This window comes from Paenibacillus stellifer, assembly GCF_000758685.1.
Taxonomy (GTDB): domain Bacteria; phylum Bacillota; class Bacilli; order Paenibacillales; family Paenibacillaceae; genus Paenibacillus_AQ; species Paenibacillus_AQ stellifer.
In genome coordinates this window covers 4804428-4830715 of sequence record NZ_CP009286.1, presented here as the reverse complement: position 1 = coordinate 4830715, position 26288 = coordinate 4804428, and the positions used below count along the sequence as shown (strand labels likewise).

The window sequence follows — 26288 nt, the reverse complement described above, 5'->3', positions numbered from 1 at the left end:
TGTGTTGTTTTAAGCTGTACTGCTTGGCGGAGAATGGCGGTTATGATCGGTTCAGGGAAAGGCCGAACTTTTGCGGAAACCGGACTTCTATTAGACAGCTTCCTTAGTCCGCCTGGCTGCTGAGATCGCATTCGTTCAGCGGGATCATCCGGCTCTTCCGGAACATGCGGTAGCCTGCCCAGACAAGCAGAAAGAGCGGGAGGCTGACGTAGGAGACAAGCACGCCGTACCAATCGATGTTCTCCCCGGTGAATGCGCCGATATTTTGTCCGAGCACCGCGATCATGCAGAGCGCAAAAGCGAAGAGCGGGCCGAGCGGGAACCATTTGGCGCGGTATGGAAGCTCGTCCAGACTATGCCCCTGCGCCTTGAAAGCCCGGCGGAAACGGAAGTGGCAGACAGCGATGCCGAGCCAGTTGATGAACCCGCACATGCCGGAGGCGTTCAGCAGCCAGTTGTACACGGCGCCGTCTCCGAAGAAGGAGGCCAGGAAGGCCAGCATGCCGACGGCAGTCGTAACGAGCAGGGCGTAGATCGGAACGCCGCGCCGGTTCAGCTTGCCGAGAATTTTTGGAGCCATGCCGTCCTTGGCCATGGCGAACAGCACGCGGGTCGAGGCGTACATGCCGGAGTTGCCCGCAGACAGCACGGAGCTGAGGATGACGGCATTCATGACGGAAGCGGCGACGGCAAGTCCCGCCTTGTTAAAGACGATAGTGAAAGGGCTGATACCAATATCGTCGATGCCGCCCCGGAGCAGGTCCGGATTCGTATACGGGATGATCATGCCGATGACGAAGATAGCCAGAATGTAGAAGATCAGAATCCGCCAGAATACCTGCCGGATGGCAAGCGGCACATTCCGTCGCGGATTCTCGCTCTCTCCGGCGGCGACGCCAATCAGCTCGGTGCCCTGGAAGGAGAATCCAGCGGCCATGAAGACGCCCACAAAGGCGAAGAAGCCGCCGTGGAAGGAGCTGCCGCCGAGCATGAAGTTATCGAAGCCGGTCGGCTTGCCGCCGAGAATGCCGAAGATCATAAGTAAGCCCGCGGCAAGAAAGACGATAACGGTGATGATCTTGATAATGGCGAACCAGTACTCCGATTCGCCGTATCCGCGGGATGACAGGGCGTTAAGCCCGAACATCAGTATAAGGAAGAGCAGGCTCCACAGCATGGAGGAACTCTCCGGGAACCAGTATTTGATGATGACCGTGGCGGCCGACAGCTCGGCTGCGATCGTAACGGCCCAGTTGTACCAGAAATTCCAGCCGATCGCGAAGCCGAACGCGGGGCTGACGAAACGGGTGCCGTAAGTGCTGAACGAGCCTGATACCGGCAAATAGGTAGCCAGCTCGCCCAGGCTGGTCATCAGGAAGTAGACCATGAGTCCGACAGCGGCATAGGCCAGCAGCGCGCCTCCCGGACCGGAGGAAGCGACCGCGCCTCCGCTGGCGAGAAAGAGCCCCGTTCCGATGGAGCCGCCAAGGGCGATCATCGTCATATGGCGGGCCTTGAAAGCTTTACGCAGGCCGGGTTCCCGGGGCGGAGCCGCTGGACGCGGACCGCCGGGAATTGGTTTGGCTTGATGCTGCATAAGGGTAACACTCCTTCATTAAGATAGATTCGGTCATCTCCCCGTGGAAATACCGGCCGAATACGGCAGATGTCCCCATGGCGAGGATTGATGTCTGTTCATGAACGTGAAAGTCATGACCGGGATCAGCAGGCCAGGAGTGCGGGTAACAAGGGGGATTATTAATCTCATTAGCGAGATTTCCAGTCCCTCTTGTGGCTGAGAACGCAAGAAGACCGCAGATGGGCAATCTGCGGTCTTCTAGCGTAACGGATTCCGCATCATACTCTCCAGTGAAGATAGCGCAACACGCCGCGAAGCAAGCTTCGCAGGCGTGACAGTTCCGTCCCTTTCGGGTACGGCCCCAGTCCATGCCGGACAAGAGCGGCGGCATGGACTTCGGCGGCTATGCCTTTCCGCGGCGGTTCGTGGACGGCTCTTTGACGTCTCCCCGCGCGTACTCTTCATATCCGCGACCTCTACCTCATCTTTGGAAGTGATGAGGCTATCTGTTCTTCATTCGTTTATAAACACAACTACGTTAGTATATATAAAGTCAGAACGACAATCAATAACAAATTACGGCATATCCGTGTTAGATTGCACGGGGTGGCCGCTTTAGCTCCGGCGGCGTTCCGCCATCTGCTGCCAGACGGTGCCGGCCGCCTCTTCGCCGGATTCGATCCGCTCCAGCGCCATCCGCGCCTGAAGGCCGACCTCGAATTCGGGGTCGTTCACCGCCGCTTCCAGAGCGTCACGGGCTTCCGCCGTGCCGACCTCATACAGGAAGCGCGCGGCCCGCCAGCGGACAATCTTGCTGCCGTCCTTCAGCGCCTCGGTCATGACCGGCGTCGCGGCGGAATCGCCGATGTCGGAGAGAGTGTCTCCGGCTGTCCGGCGGACCGCCGGCGCGCTGTCCTCCATCGCTTCATAGAGCAGCTGCATCGCTTCAGGTGTCCGGAGGTCGCCGAGATAGACGACGGCGAGACGGCGGATCTGAAGCTTCGGGTCTTTCAGCGCCCGGGATATCTCGGGCAGCAGCTGGGGCGAGGGCGTCAGATCGTCGAGGGCGGCGTAGCGGATGCGCCAGTCGTCGCTGGCGAGGTCCTGCAGCAGCTCCTCCTGCGACCGCTTGCTGCGCTCCTCGACGAATTCGCCCTCGGAGCGGCCGTGCGCAATCGCCTGCCGCACCAGCGAGTCCAGCCGCTCCTGCGGATAAGCGGCTTCCAGCTCCTGCTCGACCTCGCGGGCGATGTCCGTGGGCTCGCCGTAGCGGACGCCGTAATCGGTGAGCTTCCGCTCTTTGATCATGACGGCGCTCGCCACATCGGTCACCGCCTCGGTGAACCGCTGCGACAGCGCGATGCGCTCCTCGTGCGCGCCGGCCTTCACGCGGATCTGCATCGGGATGGCGCGGAACATCTGCACGAATACCTGCGCCTCCCCGTAATGGGCGCCGGCGTTCTCGTCCGTCAGGCTCCAGTCCTGCCCGCCTGCCTCTCCGCCGCCGAAGCGGGACTGGACTTCACGGAGAATGGCGGCCCAGTCCGCGGAGGGCTTCCGCTCCAGCGCGGCAAAATCCGCAGTGTGAAAGACGCCCGCCACTCCAGGGATCGTCAGCATTTCCCGCGCCCATGAGGGAGCGGATCTCAGCGTTTCGGGGGTATAGGTTCTGCGCAGGCCCGCTCCCAGCGTCTCATCGAGATGAAGCTTCATCGTATTCGGGCTTGGCGTAGGTTCAATAAATGTAATCTTCATGCCGGTATGGCCTCCTTGTCGCGTGCGGCGGCTCCCGGCGAAGTCTCCGGTGCCGCCCGCGCCGTATCTTGGGTCTCCTGCGGCCGTGTCCGGCCGGGGAAGGCTGTATCCGCATTTTACCTTAAATTTAATCGAAATTACAAAACAGGGAGAGTACGAGGGCTAATAAGATGGCATGAGGCAGCGAAGTTCGAGCTTCGCTCCAGGAGGAACCGTTCCGCCGGATCTGCTAGAATGAAATCATTCGAACTCAAGGACTGGCCTAAGGAGCGAAGGAGCATGCCGAAAATCCGTTACCGAAACTTGGATAATATCAAGGTGGATAAGACGTTCAAGGAAATACGCAAGTGGCGCGAGGAACGAAGAGGGAAGAAGAAGGATCTATCGTTCGCCGTTCCCGGTGTAACGCCGCGCGTGGCTTATTTGACGGACAACCGTCTGGAGACGACGATCACCTGGATCGGACATTCCACGTTTTTTATCCAATATGCAGGGCTGAATATCATCACGGACCCCGTCTGGGCAGAGCGTCTTGGCTTTGACCGGAGGCTGGTGCCGCCCGGGATGAAGATTGAGGAGGTGCCGCCGGTGGATCTCATCCTAATCTCCCATTCCCACTATGATCATATGCATCTGGCTTCCATCCGCAGGCTGTACCGGGCGGAGACGAAGCTGATCGTGCCTGCCGGATTGAAGGGCAAGATGGTCCGCAAAGGCTTCCGGAACTGTATGGAAATGCAGTGGTGGGAGAGCGTGGGCATCGGCCGGTTGAAACTCTCGTTCGTGCCGGCGCAGCACTGGACGCGGCGCACGCCGTTCGACACGGACATGTCGCATTGGGGCGGTTATATTCTGGAGCCGGCGGATCCCGGAGATCAGACGGAGCGGGGAAGCGAACGGGAACTGCTTCCGCCCCATTTGTATTTTGCGGGGGACAGCGGATATTTTCCGGGCTTCAAGGAGATCGGACGGCGGTTCCAAATCGATGTCGCCCTGATGCCGATCGGCGCGTATGAGCCGGAATGGTTCATGAGCTTACAGCATGTGAACCCGGAGGAAGCGGTGCAGGCGTTTCTCGATGTGGGAGCGGAGATGATGATCCCGATGCATTACGGCTCGTTCCGTCTTGCGGACGATACGGCGCGGGAGGCGCTGGACCGGATGGAGGCGGCACGGGCCTTGCAGGGGATCGCGGAGGAGCGGATCAAAGTGCTGGGGAACGGCGAGACGCTAGTCATGCCTCCAGCGGACGTGAAGCATGAGAAGGGGGACGCGGACTTGTCCGTCTGGTAACGCCGCAGAAGGAGATCAACCGCGTTATCAGCAAATGTTTCCTGTAATCTCCTTCTTTCCGTCTTGATGCGGACTAAATCAGCCCTTTTGCGGCACGTGCGGGCGGTTTTGTGCTATAATATGCCGGAAACCTAAGTGTAAAGGATGGTATGAATACATGATCAGTACAAGCGGCGTGACTCTCCGTTACGGAAAACGCGCACTTTTTGAAGATGTAAATATAAAGTTCACTCCCGGGAACTGCTACGGTCTGATCGGAGCCAACGGCGCCGGCAAATCGACGTTCCTGAAAATTCTGTCCGGCGAAATCGAGGCTAACACCGGCGACGTGCATATTACGCCTGGCGAGCGCATGGCCGTTCTGAAGCAGAACCATTTCGAGTACGACGAGTATCCGGTGCTTGAGACGGTTATCATGGGCCACACTCGCCTGTATGACATTATGAAGGAGAAGGATGCGCTGTACGCCAAGTCCGATTTCTCCGAGGAAGACGGTCTGCGCGCCGGTGAGCTGGAAGGCGAATTCGCCGAGCTGAACGGCTGGGACGCCGAGCCGGATGCCGCAGCGCTGCTGATCGGTCTTGGCATTCCGCGCGAGCTGCATGACAAGAAGATGGCGGAGCTCAGCGGCAACGAGAAGGTTCGCGTCCTGCTGGCCCAGGCGCTGTTCGGCCGCCCGAACAACCTGCTGCTTGACGAACCTACCAACCACTTGGACCTCGAATCGATCCAGTGGCTGGAGAACTTCCTGATGGACTACGAAGGCACCGTTATCGTCGTATCCCATGACCGTCACTTCCTGAACAAGGTGTGTACGCATATTGCGGACATCGATTTTGGCAAAATCCAGATGTACGTCGGCAACTACGATTTCTGGTACGAATCCAGCCAGCTCGCGCTTCAGCTGCAGCGGGAATCGAACAAGAAGAAGGAAGAGAAGATCAAAGAGCTGCAGGCGTTCATTCAGCGCTTCTCCGCGAACGCTTCGAAATCGAAGCAGGCGACTTCCCGCAAGAAGCAGCTGGATAAGATTACGCTTGATGACATCCGTCCGTCGAACCGCAAATACCCGTTCCTCAACTTCAAACCGGAGCGTGAAGCGGGCAAGCAGCTGCTTACCGTCACCGGCCTGACGAAATCGATCGAAGGCGAGAAGGTGCTGGACGAAGTGGGCTTTGTCGTGAACAAGGGTGACAAGATCGCGCTCGTCGGACCGAACGGGCTGCCCAAATCGACGCTGTTCGATATCATCATGGGCGAGTCTGAAGCCGATTCCGGCGAATACAGCTGGGGCGTAACGACCAGCCAGGCTTATTTCCCGAAAGACAACTCGAAGTTCTTCGACGGTGTGGATCTGAATCTGGTGGAGTGGCTGCGCCAGTACTCGAAGGATCAGGACGAGACCTTCCTGCGCGGCTTCCTGGGCCGCATGCTGTTCTCCGGCGAAGAAGCGCTGAAGAAAGCAAGCGTGTTGTCCGGGGGCGAGAAGGTGCGCTGCATGCTGGCCAAAATGATGCTGAACGGCGCGAACGTGCTCATATTCGACGAGCCTACGAACCACTTGGACCTCGAGTCCATTACCGCGCTGAACAACGGACTGATCGATTTCGACGGCACGATCCTGTTCACATCGCATGACCATCAGTTCATCCAGACGATTGCGAACCGGATTATCGAGATTACGCCGAACGGCATTATCGACCGCTCCATGAGCTATGACGAATATCTGGAGAGTGACGAAATCAAGGAGCTCCGCCAGCGGATGTATCCGGTTGAAGTGTAAGGACTAACAGGGATGTACAAGTTAAACGCCCGGGCCCGTCCGGGCGCCACGACCTAACGAAAGCCGGCCTTTGAATGGCCGGCTTTTTGGCATGCCTCTCAAATTCTCCGCCATGACGCGGGCCTGCCTCTGTTCGTGAAGATATAAAGAGGACCTTGGTGAATTGTCATAGAATACCAGGAGTTTAAATAGTACAATAAGGGGATAATCGTGCTTTCAAGGAGAGTTGTGGATGTGACAAAGCCAAACGCGTTTATCGGATCTTCACGGGAGGCTGTGGATCTAGCAAGTGCAATTCATTCCCTCATCAGTTATCATGCTCAAGTGACCCCTTGGTATGCTGGCGCTTTCGAGGTTAATCAATATACAATGGAGTCCTTGGAATTACAGCTTGACCAGAATGATTTTGGAATATTTGTCTTTGCTCCAGATGACGTGGCGCTTCATCGGGGAAAATACGTTTTCATTACCCGCGATAATACGCTTTTTGAAATGGGGCTTTTCTGGGGAAGGTTGCGGCGCAAACGAGTTTTTGCGATCATCCCGAATGAAGTGAAGGAGAGAGACGACCTTATTAAGGATGAGACAGTAAGGGAATACCATCTCCTTTCCGATCTTCAAGGCTTAACCTTGCTAAAATATGAACGGCGTAGCGACGGTAGGGATGAAGCAGCCGTATCCGTAGCTTGTCGACAAATTATTAAAGTCATTCAAGCGGAAGGACGTTATCTGGATCCCCGGAATAAATTGAGGGAAATGGAATTAGAAATTCAACGCAAGCGTCGGGTACTGCACTTTTTTATGTCTTACGTTAAAAACGTGTCCATGGTGGATGGAAAAGAACGCTATGATTCATTAAGTGATGCTATTAAAATGTCTATCATTGCTCCCCATGAGTTCATTGTAACGGGTGTTGCCATCTGGAAGGTACAGGGTACTGATGGAATCGAGCAAGTTGGTGGACATGTCGGAAAAGGAAGGTTCTTCACTTTCCAAGAAAACCATATAAGGATGGAGTTAAAACAGCAGCCGATCTTCGTTCTGGATGCTTATTTAAGCGGGAAATGGATATTCTTTAATCGTGAAGAATTTGAAATTGTTGTAATCTTATGCTACCCTTTAGATAAAGATCATGTTCTCTCCGTTCATTTTTCAGGTGATTATGCCTTGGAGGGAGATCGGCTTAACGAGATCGTCAATAACAATAGTGAGCTCTTTCGTTACTTAATTCAAATTGTTGGAGGGGAATCTAAATGAAGCGAGACAATAGTCAACGTAAGCAAAGATTCACTCCGAGCTATAAGGCCCCAAAGCGTCTATCTCATTCGGTAATTCTGACTCGTGAAGGTCAAATGGTAGTTCGTATTGATGCACGCAAGAAGAAAATATCTCCTTGGATTACGAGAAGACCTTTCCTTAGCTCACGCTACGTCGATCATTACGTGAGTCCCCCTGTAGGCACGCGATTCCTTGCTCCATCCATTGACGGCGGAGATAAAGAGTTCGTTAAAGTGCTAAGCGGAGAGGTCGATCGAAGTGAACCTTTCTACATGTAAACTGAGACAATTACAAACACCTCCAAGAGGATCATCCCTATTGAAAAATGGGGGGTACCTTGGAGGTGTTTTTGCGTTGGCAGCAAAACGAGCTACCCATTATTAATCAAAGATACAAGCCGCTGCAGGGACAGGTGAAGCGGCGGGCAGCGCGTACGGCCGGGGAATCAAAGTCGGCTCAGGACCCGCCGGTGCGCCGGCGCTGGTTGTTCGGCTTCTTGTTGTTCTGGGTCTTGAAGGTTTTGGCGGCTCCGCCGTTGAAGGCTCCCGGCTTGGAGCCGTTCTGCTGCTTCTTCTGTTCGAGCTTGGCCCGGATGGCGTCGGCCAGATTGACTTTGGGTTTATCACTGCTTTCGGTCATATCGATCCTCCTTGAAGCTTGTCATGAGCTTATTTTATAGCTTTTTGAAAACGCCGACAAGAAGCAAGTACTCAGGTCCCTGCACCAACCAATTGCCTAATCCCCGTTTCTCGGATAATGGGACAGGCAAGACCTAAATGTTGACAGCGCTTATAATAAAAAGGAGGAATCAAGACCATAGACCTGCCATTTTACCATGAATTGGCATATCGATTTGTGAGATTTGGTGCATGTTCCCATTTTCCCGGGGGCCTATAATGAGGGCAGAAAACAATAACGGCGGCGCCACCCTTGTTGATTTTCACATCATAGCTTACCGGGGGAACGGTATGAACAAACGATCGAAGCAGCTTTTTGCCGCGTTGTTTTTTTCGGCTGCCCTGTTTACGGCAGCATCACCGGTCGGGACCGGGTCTGCCCAGGCGGCCTCAGCTTCCGCATCTTCCTTAACTGGCGTTATTGAATCATCGGTCCGGCTCCGCAGCGAGCCTTCTGTCAGCAGAGGCACGGTTCTCGGCTACTTAAGAAAAGGCGATACCGTGGCCATTCTGGAGAAGAGCAACTCTTATTTCTACAAAGTCCGCACCGCGGACGGCGACATCGGTTATGTCAGCACTCAGGATCAATATATTTCGGTATCCCAGACCTCGCCAGCGGCTCCCGCGCCCTCGCAGGAACTGCCGGCTTCGTCAGCAACGATTGAGACGGTTATAGCGAGAGGCATGAGCTATCTCGGAACGCCGTATGAGTTCGGCTCCAGCCGCAGCAACACCTCGACCTTTGACTGCTCGGATTTTGTCCGGCAGGCTTATCTGGAGGGCGCGAACATCAAGCTGCCGGCGGACTCCAGACAGCAGGGAGCATGGATTCGCTCGAACAGCACGGCCGTAACCGATATTTCGAAGCTCAAGCGGGGAGACCTGATGTTCTTTATGAGCTACCGGGGAAGCTCCGCCTCGGCTTACGCCGGGATCGACAAATCCGCGCAGACGATTACCCATGTGGCGATTTATCTGGGCGATGGCCAGATTCTGCATACGTACTCAGCCTCTTCCGGAGGCGTTCGGGTCGATCAATTAAGCGCTTCTTGGATGAACCGGTTTATGTTCGGAGGATCGGTCATCCGCTGATCATAGAGCTTTTAGTAACAGAGGAAGCGACTGCAGTACGGTTTGTGACGGGTGCATTTTGCGGGAAAAAGGGGATGTCCGCTGCCGCTTGAGGCAGGATGGATATCCCCTTTTTCTATTTCCGGGCAAGCGATCGGCAGCAACAAGGAAGCCGACGATGACCTTCGGGTATGACGGCTGCTCCGGCTGTTTTTGAAACCGCTTCCGCTATTTGCATATTAGGCTATGGCATCAGGACATCGGTGGGGCTCGGGACCATTACCCAGGCCAGGCCCAGCCAGGTGTACACCTCTCTCCATTCGTTGCCGTAAGCGTCTGTGGCGACTTCTCCAGTCGTATCGACTGTCTGTGGAGCGAGTACGCCGGCCTTCAGCATGGTGGAGCCATTGGTGAAATAGAACGGAGTGTTGCCGGTCAGGACGAGCACCGGCGTAGCGGGAACGACATCGGCTGGTGTAATAACCGGCTCCGAATAGGTGCTGGTTGTGACCGTCTCGGGGGCTGCAGTTGCGGTTCCCGGAACATCGGCGGCGGAAGCGGTAGCTCCGATCGAAGCGGCGAGACCGATGGCGGTGGCAATGCTGACGATTCTTTTCAATTGCAATTCCTCCTTGAATTTGGTGTGCACGACCGATTGGGTTGATGTGCCGGTAATTCAGTATCCTAGTAAACCCAAATGAAGCCCATGAACCAGGAGGTTATTTTTTTCAATCGACAGGCATTCGGGCGCGGTTTGGCGAAATGAAGTATAGACGGCGCGAGCAGCTGCCACAGATAGTTCACAACGGCAGGGAAAGGATAGAGGCGTAAATGGAATCGAAAGCAGTGCGAAACAAAAGGGGCGGTGTGCTGCTGCGGCTTCTTATCGGCATCGTGGTGCTGCTGCTCCTGGCGGGCGCTTGGCTGGTATGGTATGTGGCACCGCAGAAGAAGCTCGACCTGGCATATACCCCGGTAGATTTTGGACCGAAGCTGCTGCAAATGGTGAAAAACCACAGTCCGGTTCTGACGCTGAGCGAAGATGAATTGAACCAGCTGTGCAAGAAGGGGCTGAACGACCATATTGCCGAGCATCCGTCCACTTTCGTCCGGATAACCGGAGCGGAATTTGCCCAGAACGGGAACCGGCTGACGATGGATATTACCGGGAAGGCGGGTCCGCTTCCCTTCGGAGCGACCTTCGGCATGCTGATGGAAGTATCTCCCGAAGGCGGAGGCATGCTGACACTGCATCATGAATATACCGAGATCAGAGGGCGGAAGGTGCCGGATGGATTTCTGTCCCTGTCCGAGATCCGTGTTCCGCTGAGGGAGCATATGCCGCTCATGGTGGAAGTGAAGAGCATGACGCTTCTGGACAGCGGCATCCGCATTTCCTTTAACGTGGATTGGAACAATCTGCTGAATCTGCTGCGTAAATTGACATAAGCCCGGAACCTCGCTGCTTAAGTGGATTGTCCGGGCATGCTTCATGCTTTTTTAGGCGGGCATAGGCCCAATCTTCCCAACTACCGCATACACTTACATTGACAATGAGGGGATGACGAAGAGAGTTAGCACTCTTTACTCTCATTAGCCGCCTTGTTCGGCCCCCAAAAACAGAGCTTGCGGCGGATTGGAGAAGGGGCTTGACAGCCCGAATGCGTGCTGTTTCGGCCAGTAAATCAAGGGGTAACTAGACAATATTAAGGCAGGCACAGACGCCAGACAAATTGAACCGGAGGGAGTTTGCCATATATGATTATCAGCCTTAGCGTCGCACTTATTGCTATCGCATTTGCCATTCTTGTTATTTTTCTGATCAAAACTTTGAATGCCGCCAAGGGATCTCTTGAGAAGGTAAGCCAGACGCTTCAGGAGGTCCAGAAGACGGTTGACGAATTGACCTATGAGGTGAAGACGACGGTCCGGCATGCCAATGATATAACGGCTGATGTTCAGGGCAAGATCGAGAAGATTGATCCGATTATGGATTCGGTCAAGAACCTGGGAGAGGTGCTCGCCGAGCTTACCCTGACCTTCAAGCAGGTATCGGTTACAGGTATCGAGAAATTCCGCAAGACCCGCGAGCTGAAGGAGAAGGCGGAGTCCGTGTCCATTGACTCAACGAAACCAAGCCCGGCGGAGGAGCGCACGGTTAATTCCTATAACGCGGTCTACGGCAGCGGCAATAAAGGGAAGACGGCGGCTGTTCTGAAAGGTGTGGACGTGGCTGCGGTGCTGTGGCAGAAGTTTCGCACGAACAGGCCGGCCGGCAAATAGACAGGGGCTTCAAGCAGGCGGCGGTCATGCGCGTATAAAATTCAGAAGGAGGAGATTGTCATGAAAGTACTTCTCGTATTGTTGGTGCTCTTCTCTCCTTTTGCCGCGCAGAGCGCGCCTGCCCAAAGCGCCCTGTCCAGTCCGGCGGACCACGGTCTTAAGCCGGTTTCCGTATCGGCTGCAAGGACTGTGGAGGACACATATATCCGCACATTCGATTCTCTGGCAGATGTTCCCCTGTATGCGACCGCGAATGAGCTGATCGAGCTGAAAGGCCAGCCGCTCGCGATCGTACCGGACCCTTGGGAGGATTCCCTTGAATTCCGTTATGCGGATATGTCGGCCGGAATCGCCGCAGGCATGGTATCGTATATACATGTCAGTCCGGAGCAGGTTTCGGCTTACGGCCTGAAGCTGAACGGAAGGGAGATCGACCCGCTGCGCGATACGCTGAAGAATACGCTTGGTTCGCCGGATTTCGCCGCCGAGGACGGGGATGTCTATATGAGGGGCCATACGGCGCTTAAAGTGTATGTAGACCGGCAGACCGGTGAATGGCGGGGAATCGACTTGTTCGACGATTATTCGGACTGAGTGATTGGCTGTTTCAGCGGCTGCGGTAAAGGGTTAATAACAGGATGATTGTCTCATTGCCGCCCTTGTCCCCATGAAAATGGTAAAGGAGAGTGGAATCATGGATTCTATCGGAGCCCAGGCATATGCCAAAATCCTGGAAAATGGCGTACAGGCGATTGAAGAAGTGAAACGACTGCAGGACAGCGGATTTACGAGGGAAGACATCTACGTTATTAGTCATGATCAGAACCGGGAAGACCGCATCGCGGAGGCCGCCGGCGCGGGTGAGGTCGGCATGAACGAGGAAGGACTGTTCGGCACGCTCGCCAATATGTTCCGTTCACGAGGAGACGAGCTTCGCTCCAAAATCTCTTCTCTTGGATTCAGTGAAGCGGAGGCCGATTTCTATGAGAAAGAGCTTGATTTGGGCAAGGTGCTCGTCATCGCCAAGAAAAGGCCGTCATGAACTAGCAGAATATGTTCCGGAAAGGTTCATAGTCCAATAACGTAACCTCCAGAACCACGTGTCAGTGGGGCTGGAGGTTACTTTGTTGGAATTGTATTACTTACCAGGCTGCTCCCGGTGCAGGAAGGAATAGCTCAAGTCAGGCAGATGTTTCGAATAGCGGACTTCTGGCGGATTGTCGTATCATGGGATAAGCGGTTTTTTTGTAAAATTAGTCGAAATATGAATTCAGGCGAGGTGGAGGCATGAAGATTCTTGTCGTTGACGATAACCCTACCAATATTATTATCATCCGCGAAATTCTGAAGAAAGAGGATTACCGGAACGTAATTACGGCGTCATCCGCCATTGAAATGCTGGAACTGCTCGGGGTCGGCCGTAACAACAGCGAGCTCAGACCGAAGCATCCGGATGTCGATCTGATTCTCCTGGATATGATGATGCCTGAGATGGACGGAATTGAAGCCTGCCGGATCATTCAGCGGTATGAGAAGCTGAAGGACATTCCGATCATTATGGTAACCGCCGTCGGCGATTCGAAGAAGCTGGCCGAAGCCCTTGACGTGGGCGCGGTTGACTATGTTACCAAGCCGATCAACAAAGTGGAGCTGATGGCGAGAATCCGTCTGGCGCTCCGGTTGAAGGCCGAGAAGGATTGGCACAAGGAACGGGACCAGCGCATCCAATACGAGCTTAAGCTGGCGGCGCTCGTTCAGAATGCGGTGCTCAGCCTGCCCCTGGAGGAAGAACTGTTCGAGGTCCATGCCATCTACCAGCCTTCATTCGAGCTGGCCGGCGATCTGTACGCCTGGTATGCGCTCGGGGATGGACGATACGGTGTCATTTTGCTGGACATGATGGGACACGGCATTTCCTCTTCTCTGTTCTGCATGTTCATCGCATCGGTGCTGAAGGATACGGTAACTACCTACGTGGAGCCCGAAAAGGTGATACAGGAGCTTAACCGAAGGTTCAATCAGCTCTATATCGAGAAACAGCTGATTCAGTATTATTTTACGGCGATTTATATGGTGATCGATACGAAGCTGCAGCGCATCGACTATGTCAATGCCGGTCATCCGCCCGCACTGCTCTTTGACGGAGCCTCCGCAAGTCCGGTGCTGCTGGAGAGCAACTGCCATCCGGTCGGCCTGTTCGACCGCATCGAGGCCGCGCCTCAAAGCCTGACCTACGAGGATGACGGGCATCTTGTCATGTATACTGACGGCCTGCTCGAAATGGTCGGCGGAGACCAGTCCGAGCAGCTGGATTTTCTCATCAATCAGATGGACGATGGCCATGAATGGCGGGAGGAGCGGATGAGATCCGTGTTCTTCAATGAGCAGGCGCCCGGAGAACGCGATGATGATAAATGTCTCGTGTGGATTTCACTCAAGAAGGGGAAGCGATAGTGCATGAAGATTAAGGCGAAGCTGCTGATCGGCTTTCTGACGCTGCTGCTAATTGCGCTGAGCCTGACGCTGATCGGATATGACCGACTTAACCGGATGAACAGTCAAATGGAGGGGATCTACCAGGACCGCTATCAGAAGATTCTCGCATCTTCCGGGATGCGGGGAGAAGTGAATGGCATGGCCCGAATTTTGACCAATATTTTGCTGAATCCCGATTCCAATCTGGCGATTCAGAGTAATGAGATCAAGCAGAGCAAGATCCGCGCCGATCAATTCGCCGCTCAGATGAAGGCTCTTAAGCAGACTGTTGAAGAAGAGCAAATGTTCACGGTGATCGAGGAGGCGTCGGCGGCCTATTACTCCTATCAGGACCGGGTGCTGAGCCTGCTTGAGGACGGGAATCTGGCGACGGCCAATGCCCTCCGCCAGCAGACGGGCATCTCGATCCAGAATGAAGTGATATCCAGCCTGAACAATCTGGCCGAGTTCGAGAATTTGAAAATTAAAGAAGAAATAAACACGGCCAAGAGCGCCTATCAGCAGTCGGTCCAGATTGTCATCGCCGTTATGGTGGCGGGGCTTCTGCTCGGGCTTGGCATAATTCTGTGGGTGCTTCCGAGCATCAGCAAAGGGCTTAATACCGTGTCCCGGATGGTGGCCAGTCTGGGAGACGGCAGAATGGGCGATTTGCGAAGCATCAATTACGCCTCGAACGACGAATTCGGTGGCGTCGTCCGCGCATTTCAGATTATGGCGGGCGATCTAAAGGAGAAGCAGGACCGTGAAGCGGCTTACATCAAGGAGCAGCAGGAGCATGCCTGGCTGAACGCCAACGTTGCGCGCACCACGGAGCTTCTGCGCGGCGTCAATTCTCTGGATGCGGTATCCCAGACCTTCATCAGCGAGTTCACGCCTGTGGTCGGCGCGCAGTTCGGCGCCGTCTATCTGCGGGAGAAGAACAATCCGAACCGCTTTGAGATCAAGGGCGCATATGCTTTTGACGAGAGCAAGCCGAAGAGCGGGTTCGAGCTCGGCAGCGGACTTGTGGGCCAATGCGCGCTGGACAAGAAGCCGATCCTGCTGCAGGAGACGCCCGATACGTATTTCAACGTCGCCTCGGGCTATGGCTCCGGCCGCCCCGGGTACATCGCCTTGTATCCGCTCCTGTTCGAGGATGAAGTGCTCGGGGTAATCGAATTCGCCTCGTTCAAGCCCTACCCGGAACTCCATTATGAGTTAATGGAACAGCTGGCTCTCAATATGGCAACTATTGTCAACAATATTACCCGCCGGCTGGCCGTGGAAGAACTCCTCCGGGAGTCGCAGGCGCTCACGGAAGAGCTGCAGTGCCAGTCCGAGGAGCTTCAGACCCAGCAGGAAGAGCTGCGCCGCTCCAACGAGAATCTGGAGGAGCAGACAGATGCCCTGAAACGCTCCGAGGAGCTGCTGCAGCGCCAACAGGAGGAGCTCGAGCACTACAACAACGAGCTGGTGGACAAGACCCGCTCCCTGGAGGAGCAGATTCAACTCGTCGAGGAGAAGAAGGACGAAATCGAGGAGGCGCGGCGCCAGCTTGAGAAGCAGGCCGCGCAGCTTACAGCTACAAGCAAATACAAATCCGAGTTTATGGCGAATATGTCGCATGAGCTGCGTACTCCGCTGAACAGCCTGCTTATTCTGTCCCAACTGCTGGCCGAGAACAAGAATGGCAATCTGACAGAGAAGCAGGTGGAGTTCGCCCAGACCATCTATACCTCCGGTGCCGATCTGCTGAAGATGATCGACGAAATTCTGGATCTGTCCAAGGCCGATGCCGGCAAGATGGAGCTGAACCGCGAGAAGGTGGCGCTCACGGAGCTGAAAACGTTCGTGAAGCATAATTTTGCGCCGCTGGCCCAGAAGAAAGGCATCGCGCTGCGCCTGTCCTTCCTTGAGCCGCTGCCGGATACGATCGTGACCGACGGCTACCGGCTGAAGCAGGTGCTCCGCAATCTGCTGAGCAATGCCTTCAAATTCACAAGCAAGGGCTATGTGGAATTCTCGGTCAGCCGGGCCGAGGAGAAGCAGCTGCCGGTTTATTTGCCGCTTGACCGCGATTATTTGGCTATCGCGGTCAAAGACAGCGGCATCGGCATACCGGAAGACAAGCAGGACCTCGTGTTCGAGGCCTTCCGGCAGGCCGACGGCACGACGAGCCGCAAATACGGCGGCACGGGCCTGGGCCTGTCCATCAGCAGGGAACTCTCCCGGCTGATGGGCGGCGGCATTGTGCTGGAATCGGAGGAGGGTGCGGGGAGCGTGTTCACGCTCTTCCTGCCGGCCTCCGCCGATTACAGCCTGCTGCCGGGTGAGACAGCAGCAGGAGAGGCAGAGGCAGCCTCGGGAAGCGAGCTCCCCGAGGCGCTGCCGGCACCGGCGGAAGCCATGACTCTGCCCGCTCCGGAAGCTGAAGCGCCGTTCGCGGACGACCGCGATCATCTGGAGCCGAGCGACAAGGTGCTGCTCATCATCGAGGATGACCGGAAGTTCGCGGACATCCTGCTTGATATGGCGCACAGCCGGGGCTTCAAGACGCTGGTTGCGCTGCGTGGGGATACCGGTCTCTCGATGGCCAAAGCCTATCTGCCGGATGCCATCATTCTGGACATCCAGCTGCCCGTTATGGACGGCTGGGCGATTCTCCGGGAGCTCAAGGAGAAGGCAAATACCCGTCATATTCCGGTTCACGTCATATCGATTAATGATGAAGTGAAGCAGGGCCTGATGATGGGGGCATTCGCCTATCTGAGGAAGCCTTCCGGGAAGGAAGCGCTGGAGCGAGCTTTTACCCGGATTGAAGCTTATACGGAAAGCACGCTGAAGCATCTTCTGATCGTCGAGGACGACGATATCCAGCGGCGGTCCATCGTGGAATTGATCGGCTATGATGATGTGGCGATAACAGCCGTCTCCACGGGAGGCGAGGCTCTGAATGAGCTTCGCAAGCGCAAATACGACTGTATGGTGCTCGATTTGATGCTTGGGGATATGGACGGCTTCGAGCTGCTTGATCATATCAGGGACGATGAGGAACTTAATGATCTGCCGATTATCATATACACTGGCAAGGATCTGGACATCAAGGAGGAGACCAGACTCCGCAAATATGCGGAATCGATCATCATCAAGGATGTCCGGTCGCCGGAACGCCTGCTGGACGAAACGACGCTGTTCCTCCACCGGGTGGAAGCGAACCTGCCGGAGGACAAGCGCAAAATACTGCGGAAGCTTCACAATAAGGAAGAGTTGTTCGTAGGGAAGAAGATTATGCTCGTCGATGATGATATCCGCAACGTCTTCGCGCTCTCCAGTGTGCTGGAAGGGTATCAGATGGAGGTCAGATTCGCCGAGAACGGCAGGGAAGCGCTGGAAACGCTGAAGGAGAATCCGGACATCGATCTCGTGCTCATGGATATGATGATGCCGGAGATGGACGGATACGAAGCGATGCGGAAAATTCGCGAAATGCCGCAGTTCGCCAAGCTTCCGGTCATCGCCCTTACGGCCAAGGCCATGAAGGAAGACCGGTTCAAATGTATTGAGGCCGGGGCCTCGGACTACATGAAGAAGCCGATCGATACCGACCAGCTTCTTTCGTTAATGAGGGTCTGGTTGTATTCGTAGCGGGGAAAACGGGGTAATAGTCATAAAGACAGAATTTATCGCCGCAGGTCAGTAAGCGGCGTACGCAAGGGAGCCGCGATTGCCATGACGCTGTCAGAGGAAGGGAAGTATGACTTATCCCTTGCCGGATCAAGCAAAAACGAACTGGAGGACATCGAAGTAGAGCTGCTGCTCACTGGAATTCACCGCCTGTATGGATATGATTTCCGGAATTACGCGCTTCCTTCCCTGAAGAGGCGCATCTGGCACCATGTTCATGCAGAGAACCTGCCGAGCATCTCCGCCCTGCAGGAGCGGGTTCTGTACGACAGGTCCTGCTTCGAACGGCTGATCTACAACCTGTCCATTCCGGTAACGGAAATGTTCCGGGACCCGAGCCTGTTCCTGACATTCCGGCAGAAGGTGGTCCCGCTGCTGCGGACCTATCCTTACATCAGGATCTGGCATGCCGGCTGCTCTACGGGCGAAGAAGTCTACTCTATGGCGATTCTGCTTCATGAGGAGGGTCTCTACGATAAGGCCCGAATCTATGCCACGGATATGAACAACCGTTCACTGCAGCAGGCCAAAGAAGGGGTATACGAAATCAGCAAGATGAAGACGTACACCAAAAATTATTTGGAGGCAGGCGGCAAGCATGCCTTTTCGGAATATTATACGGCCAAATATAACTCGGTTATCTTCCAGCCGTTCCTTCGCAAGAATATGATTTTTGCGGAGCATAACCTGGCAACCGATACTTCGTTCAACGAATTTAATGTCATATTTTGCCGAAACGTGATGATTTATTTTAATGATGAGCTCCGGGATCATGTTCACGGCTTGTTCTGCGAGAGTCTCAGCCGGTTCGGAGTGCTTGTTCTCGGGGCGAAGGAGTCCATCCATTTTACCAGGTACAGCGATAACTACGAGCCCCTGGACAGAGTGGAGAAAATCTATCGTAAAGTCAAATGAGGTTTAGGAGGGGCTTATGGGGGTTCAAGAACCGATTCACATTCTGCTGGTAGACGACCGACCGGAAAACTTGCTGGCGCTTGAGGCGGTGCTTGAAAGCCCGCAATATAAGCTGGTTAAGGCCAACTCCGGCGAAGAGGCGTTGAAATGTCTGCTGAGGCATGACTTTGCCGTCATCGTGCTTGATGTGCAGATGCCGGGAATGGACGGGATTGAAACCGCCAAACTGATTAAAGCGAGGGACAAGACGAAGGATATCCCGATCATTTTCATCTCGGCCACAAGCAAGGAAGCGGAGCATTTATTCGCCGGCTACTCCGCCGGGGCAATTGATTATATGGTCAAGCCGTTCATCCCGCAAATTCTCAAATCGAAGATTGCAGGCTTCGTGGACATGTTCCTGACGACGAAGAAGCACCAGACGCAATCCATGCTGCTGCAGCAGAAGACGCAGGAGCTGGAGCGGATCAACAAGGAATTGGTCAAGGCGAAGGAGGCGGCCGAAAGCGCGGCGAAGGCGAAGACGGAATTCCTGGCCATGATGAGCCATGAAATCCGCACGCCGATGAACGGCGTTGTCGGCATGATCGACCTGCTGATGGAGACGCCGCTGTCGGGGGAACAGAAGGAATATACGGAGATAATCCGCAAGAGCGCCGATACGCTCGTTACGGTCATCAATGATATTCTGGATTTCACCAAGATGGAATCCGGCAAGATGGAAATGGAGTACGGACTGTTCGAACTGAGAAGCTGTGTCCAGGAGGTCTTCAGCCTGTTCTCGGCGGAGGCCGGCAAGAAGAATCTGGAGCTTGCATATTTCATTGACCAGAGTCTGCCGGCTCTGATCTATGGGGACATGGCGCGCCTGCGCCAGGTGCTTCTCAATCTGGTGTCCAACGCGGTGAAGTTCACCCATCAGGGCGGTGTCTATCTGGTCGTCTCAAGCAAGGAGCGAAAGGATAACGGACTGGTGCTCGAGTTCACGGTCAAGGATACCGGGATCGGTATTTCACCGGAGAAGCGCGACCGTCTGTTCCAGCCGTTCTCCCAGCTGGATTCCTCGATGACCCGGAAGTATGGCGGCACGGGGCTGGGACTTGCCATCTGCAAGTCGCTGGTTCAAATGATGGGCGGGGATATCCGGGTAGAATCCACGGAAGACAAGGGCGCCGTATTCGTCTTCACGATCAATGCCGAATTGCCCGAGAACGATCCGGATGGAGGCGGCCATCCCGAGAAGGAGAAGGTCTTCCCGTTCCGCAAGGAACACAGACGGCGCGTGCTGGTCGTCGACGATCATCCCATCAATCAGAAGCTGATGGTCAATATGCTGGGCAAACTGGGCTTCACGGCCGAAGTGGCAGAGGATGGCAGCCAGGCCGCAAGTCTGGCTTTGTCTCGTCCATATGATATGATATTCATGGATCTACATATGCCGGTCATGGACGGTCTGGAAGCAGCCCGTAAAATACGAAGCTCCATGAAGCGCGATTCCGGTTCTCCCGTCATTATCGCTATGACAGCCAATGTTATGGACGGAATTCAGGCGCGGTGCCTGGCCGCAGGGATGGACAATTATATCAGCAAGCCGCTGAAGCTGGGCAGCATCCAGAAGATGCTGTCGCGCTATTTCGGCGAAGAGGGATTAATTCAGGAACGGAATTCAGAGGTGAACCCTGCCTAATAGTGGAAGCATATGTATTTCCAGAGCTTAAATCCCTATTTTTTTTGTTTCAAGGACATGGCTTTAGGGTTATTGGTAAAGAAAACACTTAATCAGGAGAGATTGTCTATGAATACACATAAGAGTGACAAGTTTCAGACAACGATCACAACCGAGAGCAATGTATGTACAGTCTACTTAACCGGCGAGCTGGATCTGTCCGTAGCCCCGGAATTCAGACTTGTATTGGAACCGCTGGTTGGAGACACTTCGCTTGATCTGGTCATTAACATGAAGCAACTGAAATATATCGACAGCACAGGAATCGGAATTCTTCTATCGATCCTCAAAGCTAGACACGGCATGGATGTCAAATTCACCGTGGAGGAAGTTCCGCCGCAAATACAGAAGCTGTTTGACATGACTGGAATTGCGAAGTTCTTCACCTCCCAAGAGAACTCCCACTAGAAAGGATCGAACAAAGAATGAGTGACGATGTGCAAAAAGTGATGCTCCAACTGCCGGCTAGCGCGGATTATGTCGATATTGTAAGGCTGAACTTGTATGGAATCGCCTCGAAGATGGGCTTTTCTTATGAGGATATTGAAGATATGAAGGTAGCCGTCTCCGAAGCTTGTAACAACTCCGTACTGTACGCCTACGGGCAGCAAGACGGAATTGTCGATGTCATCTTTGAAGTAAGCGCGGACGCTCTGTCCATTACGGTCAAAGACGAGGGGGAGAGCTTTGACAAGGCTGATGCGTCCGCCGAACGAATTACCCTGCATGACAAAGAGCTTGGCGATGTTCAAGTTGGCGGCCTTGGTTTCTATCTGATGCAGGCGCTGATGGATGAAGTGAATGTCGTAAGCGAATTTGGAAAGGGGACGACTGTGACCCTGACCAAGAAGCTCTATCTCAGCGAGGAGAGAGTATGAATGAAAGAGTGACTCCCCCAGAGTCCATGGACGAATCCGTCTCTCTCATTTGGGAATACCAGCAAACGAAAGACAACGATATTGCAACTGTACTCATTCACAAATACGAGCCGATGGTCAAGATGGCCGCCGGTAAAATCGCCCGCAACCGCCCCGATTTGTACGAGGATCTGTATCAGGTCGGACAAATGGCGCTGATCCGTCTGCTTCAGCAGTATGACATCAGCCTGGGTATCCCTTTTGAACCTTATGCCATGAAGAGCATGATTGGGCATATGAAGAATTTCCTCCGCGATAAATCCTGGTACATACAGGTTCCCAGACGTATTAAGGAAAAAGGCGCTTTGGTTCAGCAGGCTATCGACGAACTGACAGTCAGATTGGAACGCTCTCCGGATGTGTCCGAGATCGCCAGCTATCTGGATCTGTCGGTGGAAGAAACGGTCGAGGTGCTGGCAGGCCGGGAATGCTACCATTATGTATCGCTGGATTCACCGCTCTCTCAGGAGGAGACGGGAGCTACGCTTGGCGAGCTGATCAGCTCGGATGCGAACGACTATGACACCGTTGAACGTCGGATGGATCTTCAGCAGGCGCTTGGCCAACTGAAGGAACAGGAGCAGAAGGTACTGCTGCTGGCCTTTCAGGAAGGGCAGTCGCAGCGGGCCATTGCCCAGAAGCTTGGCGTGTCGCAGATGAGCGTATCGCGTATTCAGAAACGCGCAACCGAGAAATTAAAGCAGATCATGTCCAATTCATCGTATTGAATGGGACAAGAAGTGTGTTTCCATATAGAAGGGCCGGCTGCCTCTCATGAGGCGGCCGGCCCTTCCTTTCAGTAAGGGTGCAAGAGAGCCGTTAACGGCTGGAGGCGGGAGACGGCCCGGCGCCAGGGCATCAGCTGTTGGCGTCTATATACTTCTTGATCTCGGCCAAATATTCGCCGATGACCGGCACATTCACGAAGAGGCTGATTACGTAGCCGAGCAAGCCGAGAATGACGAAGGTCCCGAGCGACAGGCCAAGACCGCGGGAGATGCCGGCCATCAGATTGGAGATGATCCGTTTCTTGGGATCGGTATAATTCTCCAGAATGTCCTTGAATTCGGAGCGCTCCAGCGAATCGGCGATTTGATCCAGCCGTGCATTCAGCCGCTTCACTTCATGGCGGAGCTCAAACGGATGGTCATCCACTTCGTAAGTTTTCGTTCTTTGAGTTTGGGCTTTAGTTTCCATGACGTGTTCCTTCCTTTCTTAAGCCAGGCCGGCTATTGGATTGAGAGGTTCCCGTGGTCGCCAGGACATGGCAACAGCCAGCTGGGTCAGCTGGCTGTTGGCTGAAGAGCAGAATCAAGCTGATTCACCCGCATTTGGTGGACGCTTAGGAATATCCGAGACCGCTAAGCGTAACGGCTGCGTGAAGCTGCGTGAAGTAACGGCAACGCTCAGCAGGTTGAAGTATTAGGAAGAACGGATAGCGTCAGACGCATCCTTGGCTGTGTCGGCCACTTCTTCGGACGCATCCTTCGCTTCTGAAGAAACTTCCTCCGATGCACCTTTGACCTGATCGGCCACGATGGCGGACGTTGTACTTACTGTGTCGGCTACATCCTTGCCGGTCTCCGCGAGTGTCGCGGCAATCTGCTTCTTGCTGTCGTTGACCGTGGATATCAGATCAGAGGCTTTGGTTGACACGGTGCCGGCCAGATCGGATGCCTTGGCGGCAACGGTGCTGGCGAGATCGGAAGTCTTGGTTCCGACGGCAGAGGCGACAGATTTCGTCTTGTCTGTCACAATGCCGGCGTATTCCTTAGTCTTGTCGGTGGCCGTGCCCAGCTTACCGGCCAGATCGCTGCGCACTTCGCGCCCCGGCTTTGGTGCGAAGAGAAGGGCTGCCGCAGCGCCGATCAGGCCGCCGATAAGCATGCCTTTTGCTAAAGTTCCACCGGTTTTTACGGGTTGTTCTGTTTCTGATTTATTCATCACTTATCACTCCTTATTGGAATATAGAGAGTTACAGGCAGCTCCTGATTTCCAGGCGGCGCGCCGCAGAAGTCTGGAGATCAAACCAGGCAGAAATATGAACAGTGCGGTAGCCAGTATGACCGAAAAAGATGGCGAGTTTGCTGCCAATAACAGGGCCAAAGCTGCCGATAACGGTGCCGAAGCTGCCGAACAGACGGGCGCTCAGCCAAGCGCTGGCACAACAGATGCCATAGAAACGGTGATCGAACAGACAAGCGCTCAGCCAAGCGCCGACACAACCGGCTGTCATCGAACCGATAAATTCCGCCGGGGCATACCGCCTTCATCTCTTGCATTACCATTCAATCCGATGATGATCGCCGTCCTGGTGCTGACGATGATTCCCCGGATCAGTCCGCCTTCTTCATTAAAGATGAATCGATAGTGAAAGATGAATCGATAGTGGCGGTGAGTTCATCTTACTTCGTATATAAACTGCGGGGTATCGACTGAAACAACGGAAATGCCCGGAAGAGATCGAAGGAGAATAGGGGAGGAATATCAGGATAAAGCTCGAAAAGCCTCAAGGAAACGCCGTTTTTACAGCTTTACAAAAGGAGGGGGTTGCGGGCTAGATTATATAGTTCCGGAATCGTTGACCGAGCATCCGGCGTATATGAATAAGCACAAAGCATCGAGATATAGATTACAGATCATGTAAGGAGAGAACTATTAATGGAGACGATTTTGGTAAAAGAGTTCCGGGCAGGGCTTATGGAATGCGCCCACAGCGGACATATTGCGATGGTGGGCGAGAACGGCGTGCTGAAAGGCTACGCAGGCGATCCCGGCTTTGTCGCATTCACTCGTTCGTCTGCGAAGCCGCTGCAGGCGATTCCCGGCATTCGCGGCGGAATTGCGGGCAAGTTCGGCTTCACCGAGGCTGAAATCGCGCTCATGACATCATCGCACCGCGGGGAGGACTATCATCTGCGCACGCTCGAGAGCATGGAAGCCAAGACGGGAATCGAAGAGAGCTGTATGATCTGCGCGGCCAGTTACCCGCTGGACGAGAGCAGCCATGAGAAGGCGATCCGCGAAGCGGATAAGCGCAAAGGCTATCATAACTGCTCCGGCAAGCATATGGGCATGCTGTCATACGCGAAATCCAAGGGTTATCCGCTGGAGGGATATGAGCATCCGGAGCACCCGGTTCAGCGGGAAGTGCTACAGGCGGTCGCTTATATGGCCGGACTCACCGAGAAGGAGATCAAGCTGGGGACGGACGGCTGCGGCCTGCCGGTATTTGCGCTGCCCCTGACCGGACTTGCACATGCTTACTTGAAGCTGTCCTGTCCGGAGCTGGTTGAAGATCCGGCGACAAGAGAAGCAGTAAAAGCCATTACGTCCGCCATGCACGCCCATCCGGAAATGGTTGCGGGACATGGACGTCTGGACTCCCTGCTGCTGGAGGACAGCAATATTATTGCCAAAGGCGGCTTCAAGGGAGTCTACTGCTTCGGTCTGCGGGAGGAACGTCTGGGCTTCGCCTTCAAAGTCCTGGATGGCTCGGAAGAAGAGTGGGGGCTGATTGTCCGGACGATTCTTCAGCAGATCGGCTACCGCAACCGGCTGACGCTGAAGAAGCTGGAGGATGCTTTTCCCCAGGAAATCCTGAATGATGAAAAGATGACCGTAGGCCGGGCAGAACCGGTGTTCCATCTGGAATTAATCTGAAGAGGCGGCTGATTAGCCTTACCGGCGAAGGGGTAAAAAATTCATAGTTAAGGCGCCCATTTGTAATTTTCCGGGGCCCCCGCAAAGGACCTGATCAAGCTTCAAGTCAATGCTTCACTTTGTGGGGTTCTTTACATCTCAGGAGGTGCGTAATTATGATTAAAGTTGTGACTTCCGCTGAAAGGCATACTTCGAATAAAGAGTGGATACACAGTGAATTCAGCTTCGCCTTCGCCGACTATGACGATCCCGGCAACTCCCATTTCGGCAGTCTGCTGGCGCATAACGACAATGAGCTGAAGCCTCTTCAAGGGATGCACCGTCATCCTCATCATGACCTTGAGATTATTACCTACGTGATATCGGGAACGCTGAGGCATGAAGATGATTTGGGAAATAAGACGGATCTTCAGGCCGGTTCGGTTCAGATCATGAGCGCCGGACAAGGAATCCGCCATTCGGAGCAAAATCCGTCGGAGACGGAAAATGTACGATTTCTGCAAATATGGCTGCTGCCGAATGCAACGGGGCTTCCGCCGAAGTGGGATGCCAGGTATTTCCCGCCGGAGTCCAGGAAGAACACCTGGCTGAAGGCCGTGTCAGGAGAGGAGGAAGAGGGGGCGCTGCATATTCGTGAGAACGCGTCCATCCACCTTGCTTCGCTTGACACCGGACAAGCTCTGGTCTTCCCGCAGCGGGAGGACAGGCGGACCCATATTTTTGTCATAACAGGAAATGTCGATTTGACCTGCGGGGACGGCCAATTTCCGCTAGGTGCGGGAGATGCCGCCCGGATTCGGGAATGTAGCGAAATAAGCATGAAAGGAACCGGCAGCGACGGTCCGGCCGAGCTGATTCTGATCGATCTTCCATAACAGAAAGGCCCTTTCTCTCTAGCGTCCGCGCTGCGGATTTCAGAGGGAAAGGGCCTGCTGCTGTATCGCCGGTTATTTCCGCAGTTGTCCAAGCTCGGAGACGAGCGCTTCCACTTGCGCGATGCTGAGTCTGTCGCTGTCCATCACAACCTCATAAATGTCGTGGATATCCTCGTAACGGTTCAGCGAAAAAGAGGAAGCTTGCATGGCGGCCGCGCTGGCCATCTTCAGCTTTGTTTTGATGCCTTCGATCATATATTCCAGATTGCTCTGGCTCGGAGAAGACAAATCCATGACGTCGCGTCATCCTTTCT

Annotated in this window: 25 protein-coding genes and 1 riboswitch; of the genes, 18 read left to right on the top strand and 7 right to left on the bottom strand. The window is 54.4% G+C overall.

The window, feature by feature from the left end; translation table 11 throughout:
* Nucleotides 1-103: 103 nt before the first annotated feature.
* Nucleotides 104-1504, bottom strand: a complete 1401-nt coding sequence (locus tag PSTEL_RS22320; RefSeq protein WP_052099337.1) for an amino acid permease — start codon at nucleotides 1502-1504, stop codon at nucleotides 104-106.
* Nucleotides 1505-1868: 364 nt separating this feature from the next.
* Nucleotides 1869-2066: riboswitch (Lysine riboswitch) on the bottom strand.
* Between the two features lie 128 nt (nucleotides 2067-2194).
* The gene (locus PSTEL_RS22315) at nucleotides 2195-3334 is read right to left on the bottom strand and encodes a conserved virulence factor C family protein (RefSeq protein WP_038698764.1); all 1140 of its coding nucleotides are present in this window, start codon (nucleotides 3332-3334) and stop codon (nucleotides 2195-2197) included.
* Between the two features lie 279 nt (nucleotides 3335-3613).
* Between PSTEL_RS22315 and PSTEL_RS22310 the strand changes: the two genes are divergently transcribed.
* From PSTEL_RS22310 to PSTEL_RS22300, 3 genes are all read left to right on the top strand, one after another.
* Complete coding sequence (locus tag PSTEL_RS22310; protein WP_038698763.1) at nucleotides 3614-4627, top strand: MBL fold metallo-hydrolase; 1014 nt, start codon at nucleotides 3614-3616, stop codon at nucleotides 4625-4627.
* Between the two features lie 157 nt (nucleotides 4628-4784).
* Complete coding sequence (locus PSTEL_RS22305; RefSeq protein ID WP_038698762.1) at nucleotides 4785-6410, top strand: ABC-F family ATP-binding cassette domain-containing protein; 1626 nt, start codon at nucleotides 4785-4787, stop codon at nucleotides 6408-6410.
* 234 nt (nucleotides 6411-6644) lie between these two features.
* Nucleotides 6645-7667 (top strand): TIR domain-containing protein, encoded by a 1023-nt coding sequence (locus PSTEL_RS22300; protein ID WP_179944910.1) that lies wholly within the window; start codon nucleotides 6645-6647, stop codon nucleotides 7665-7667.
* Between the two features lie 477 nt (nucleotides 7668-8144).
* Here PSTEL_RS22300 and PSTEL_RS22290 read toward each other — a convergent pair whose 3' ends face one another.
* Nucleotides 8145-8327, bottom strand: coding sequence for a hypothetical protein (locus PSTEL_RS22290; RefSeq protein WP_038698756.1), 183 nt, complete (start codon nucleotides 8325-8327; stop codon nucleotides 8145-8147).
* A gap of 329 nt (nucleotides 8328-8656) precedes the next feature.
* On the opposite strand from PSTEL_RS22290, the gene PSTEL_RS22285 reads away from it, so the two are divergent.
* Nucleotides 8657-9457, top strand: coding sequence for a C40 family peptidase (locus PSTEL_RS22285; RefSeq protein ID WP_038701496.1), 801 nt, complete (start codon nucleotides 8657-8659; stop codon nucleotides 9455-9457).
* Between the two features lie 223 nt (nucleotides 9458-9680).
* Here PSTEL_RS22285 and PSTEL_RS22280 read toward each other — a convergent pair whose 3' ends face one another.
* Entirely contained in the window at nucleotides 9681-10055 is a 375-nt protein-coding gene (locus tag PSTEL_RS22280; protein WP_038698754.1) for a hypothetical protein, read from the bottom strand.
* A 212-nt stretch (nucleotides 10056-10267) separates the two neighbouring features.
* On the opposite strand from PSTEL_RS22280, the gene PSTEL_RS22275 reads away from it, so the two are divergent.
* The 11 genes from PSTEL_RS22275 (at nucleotide 10268) to PSTEL_RS22225 (ending at nucleotide 22164) form a co-directional block, all read left to right on the top strand.
* Nucleotides 10268-10885 (top strand): hypothetical protein, encoded by a 618-nt coding sequence (locus PSTEL_RS22275; protein WP_038698752.1) that lies wholly within the window; start codon nucleotides 10268-10270, stop codon nucleotides 10883-10885.
* 309 nt (nucleotides 10886-11194) lie between these two features.
* Nucleotides 11195-11719 carry a DUF948 domain-containing protein gene (locus PSTEL_RS22270; RefSeq protein ID WP_038698749.1) on the top strand — a complete coding sequence of 175 codons (525 nt, stop codon included), beginning with the start codon at nucleotides 11195-11197 and terminating at the stop codon, nucleotides 11717-11719.
* A gap of 60 nt (nucleotides 11720-11779) precedes the next feature.
* A complete protein-coding gene (locus PSTEL_RS26500) occupies nucleotides 11780-12313 on the top strand; it encodes a hypothetical protein (protein ID WP_052098844.1) in 534 nt (177 codons plus the stop codon).
* Between the two features lie 100 nt (nucleotides 12314-12413).
* Nucleotides 12414-12761, top strand: coding sequence for a YflT domain-containing protein (locus tag PSTEL_RS22260; RefSeq protein WP_038698747.1), 348 nt, complete (start codon nucleotides 12414-12416; stop codon nucleotides 12759-12761).
* Between the two features lie 245 nt (nucleotides 12762-13006).
* Entirely contained in the window at nucleotides 13007-14173 is a 1167-nt protein-coding gene (locus tag PSTEL_RS22255; protein ID WP_038698745.1) for a PP2C family protein-serine/threonine phosphatase, read from the top strand.
* Between the two features lie 3 nt (nucleotides 14174-14176).
* Nucleotides 14177-17839 (top strand): response regulator, encoded by a 3663-nt coding sequence (locus tag PSTEL_RS22250; protein WP_038698743.1) that lies wholly within the window; start codon nucleotides 14177-14179, stop codon nucleotides 17837-17839.
* 84 nt (nucleotides 17840-17923) lie between these two features.
* Nucleotides 17924-18793 carry a CheR family methyltransferase gene (locus tag PSTEL_RS22245; RefSeq protein WP_038698741.1) on the top strand — a complete coding sequence of 290 codons (870 nt, stop codon included), beginning with the start codon at nucleotides 17924-17926 and terminating at the stop codon, nucleotides 18791-18793.
* Nucleotides 18794-18809: 16 nt separating this feature from the next.
* Complete coding sequence (locus PSTEL_RS22240) at nucleotides 18810-20480, top strand: response regulator (RefSeq protein WP_038698739.1); 1671 nt, start codon at nucleotides 18810-18812, stop codon at nucleotides 20478-20480.
* A gap of 108 nt (nucleotides 20481-20588) precedes the next feature.
* The gene (locus PSTEL_RS22235; RefSeq protein ID WP_038698737.1) at nucleotides 20589-20927 is read left to right on the top strand and encodes an STAS domain-containing protein; all 339 of its coding nucleotides are present in this window, start codon (nucleotides 20589-20591) and stop codon (nucleotides 20925-20927) included.
* A 17-nt stretch (nucleotides 20928-20944) separates the two neighbouring features.
* On the top strand, nucleotides 20945-21397 hold the full coding sequence (gene rsbW, locus PSTEL_RS22230; RefSeq protein ID WP_038698735.1) for an anti-sigma B factor RsbW: 453 nt from the start codon (nucleotides 20945-20947) through the stop codon (nucleotides 21395-21397).
* A complete protein-coding gene (locus PSTEL_RS22225) occupies nucleotides 21394-22164 on the top strand; it encodes a sigma-70 family RNA polymerase sigma factor (protein ID WP_038698733.1) in 771 nt (256 codons plus the stop codon). Before rsbW ends, PSTEL_RS22225 begins: the two co-directional genes overlap by 4 nt.
* A gap of 130 nt (nucleotides 22165-22294) precedes the next feature.
* On the opposite strand, the gene PSTEL_RS22220 is transcribed toward PSTEL_RS22225, so the two are convergent.
* Together PSTEL_RS22220 and PSTEL_RS22215 are read right to left on the bottom strand one after the other, a co-directional pair.
* On the bottom strand, nucleotides 22295-22633 hold the full coding sequence (locus PSTEL_RS22220) for a DUF5665 domain-containing protein (RefSeq protein WP_038698731.1): 339 nt from the start codon (nucleotides 22631-22633) through the stop codon (nucleotides 22295-22297).
* Between the two features lie 225 nt (nucleotides 22634-22858).
* On the bottom strand, nucleotides 22859-23380 hold the full coding sequence (locus tag PSTEL_RS22215; protein WP_038698729.1) for a YtxH domain-containing protein: 522 nt from the start codon (nucleotides 23378-23380) through the stop codon (nucleotides 22859-22861).
* Nucleotides 23381-23396: 16 nt separating this feature from the next.
* Here PSTEL_RS22215 and PSTEL_RS27755 point away from each other — a divergent pair, with 16 nt between their 5' ends.
* The 3 genes from PSTEL_RS27755 (at nucleotide 23397) to PSTEL_RS22200 (ending at nucleotide 25974) form a co-directional block, all read left to right on the top strand.
* Nucleotides 23397-23807 carry a hypothetical protein gene (locus PSTEL_RS27755; protein WP_169744619.1) on the top strand — a complete coding sequence of 137 codons (411 nt, stop codon included), beginning with the start codon at nucleotides 23397-23399 and terminating at the stop codon, nucleotides 23805-23807.
* A gap of 290 nt (nucleotides 23808-24097) precedes the next feature.
* Nucleotides 24098-25099, top strand: coding sequence for an asparaginase (locus PSTEL_RS22205; protein WP_038698725.1), 1002 nt, complete (start codon nucleotides 24098-24100; stop codon nucleotides 25097-25099).
* Between the two features lie 155 nt (nucleotides 25100-25254).
* Complete coding sequence (locus tag PSTEL_RS22200) at nucleotides 25255-25974, top strand: pirin family protein (protein ID WP_038698723.1); 720 nt, start codon at nucleotides 25255-25257, stop codon at nucleotides 25972-25974.
* A 72-nt stretch (nucleotides 25975-26046) separates the two neighbouring features.
* Here the strand turns inward: PSTEL_RS22200 and PSTEL_RS22195 are convergent, their stop codons facing one another.
* Nucleotides 26047-26268 (bottom strand): DUF1128 family protein, encoded by a 222-nt coding sequence (locus PSTEL_RS22195; RefSeq protein WP_038698721.1) that lies wholly within the window; start codon nucleotides 26266-26268, stop codon nucleotides 26047-26049.
* Nucleotides 26269-26288: the final 20 nt, after the last annotated feature.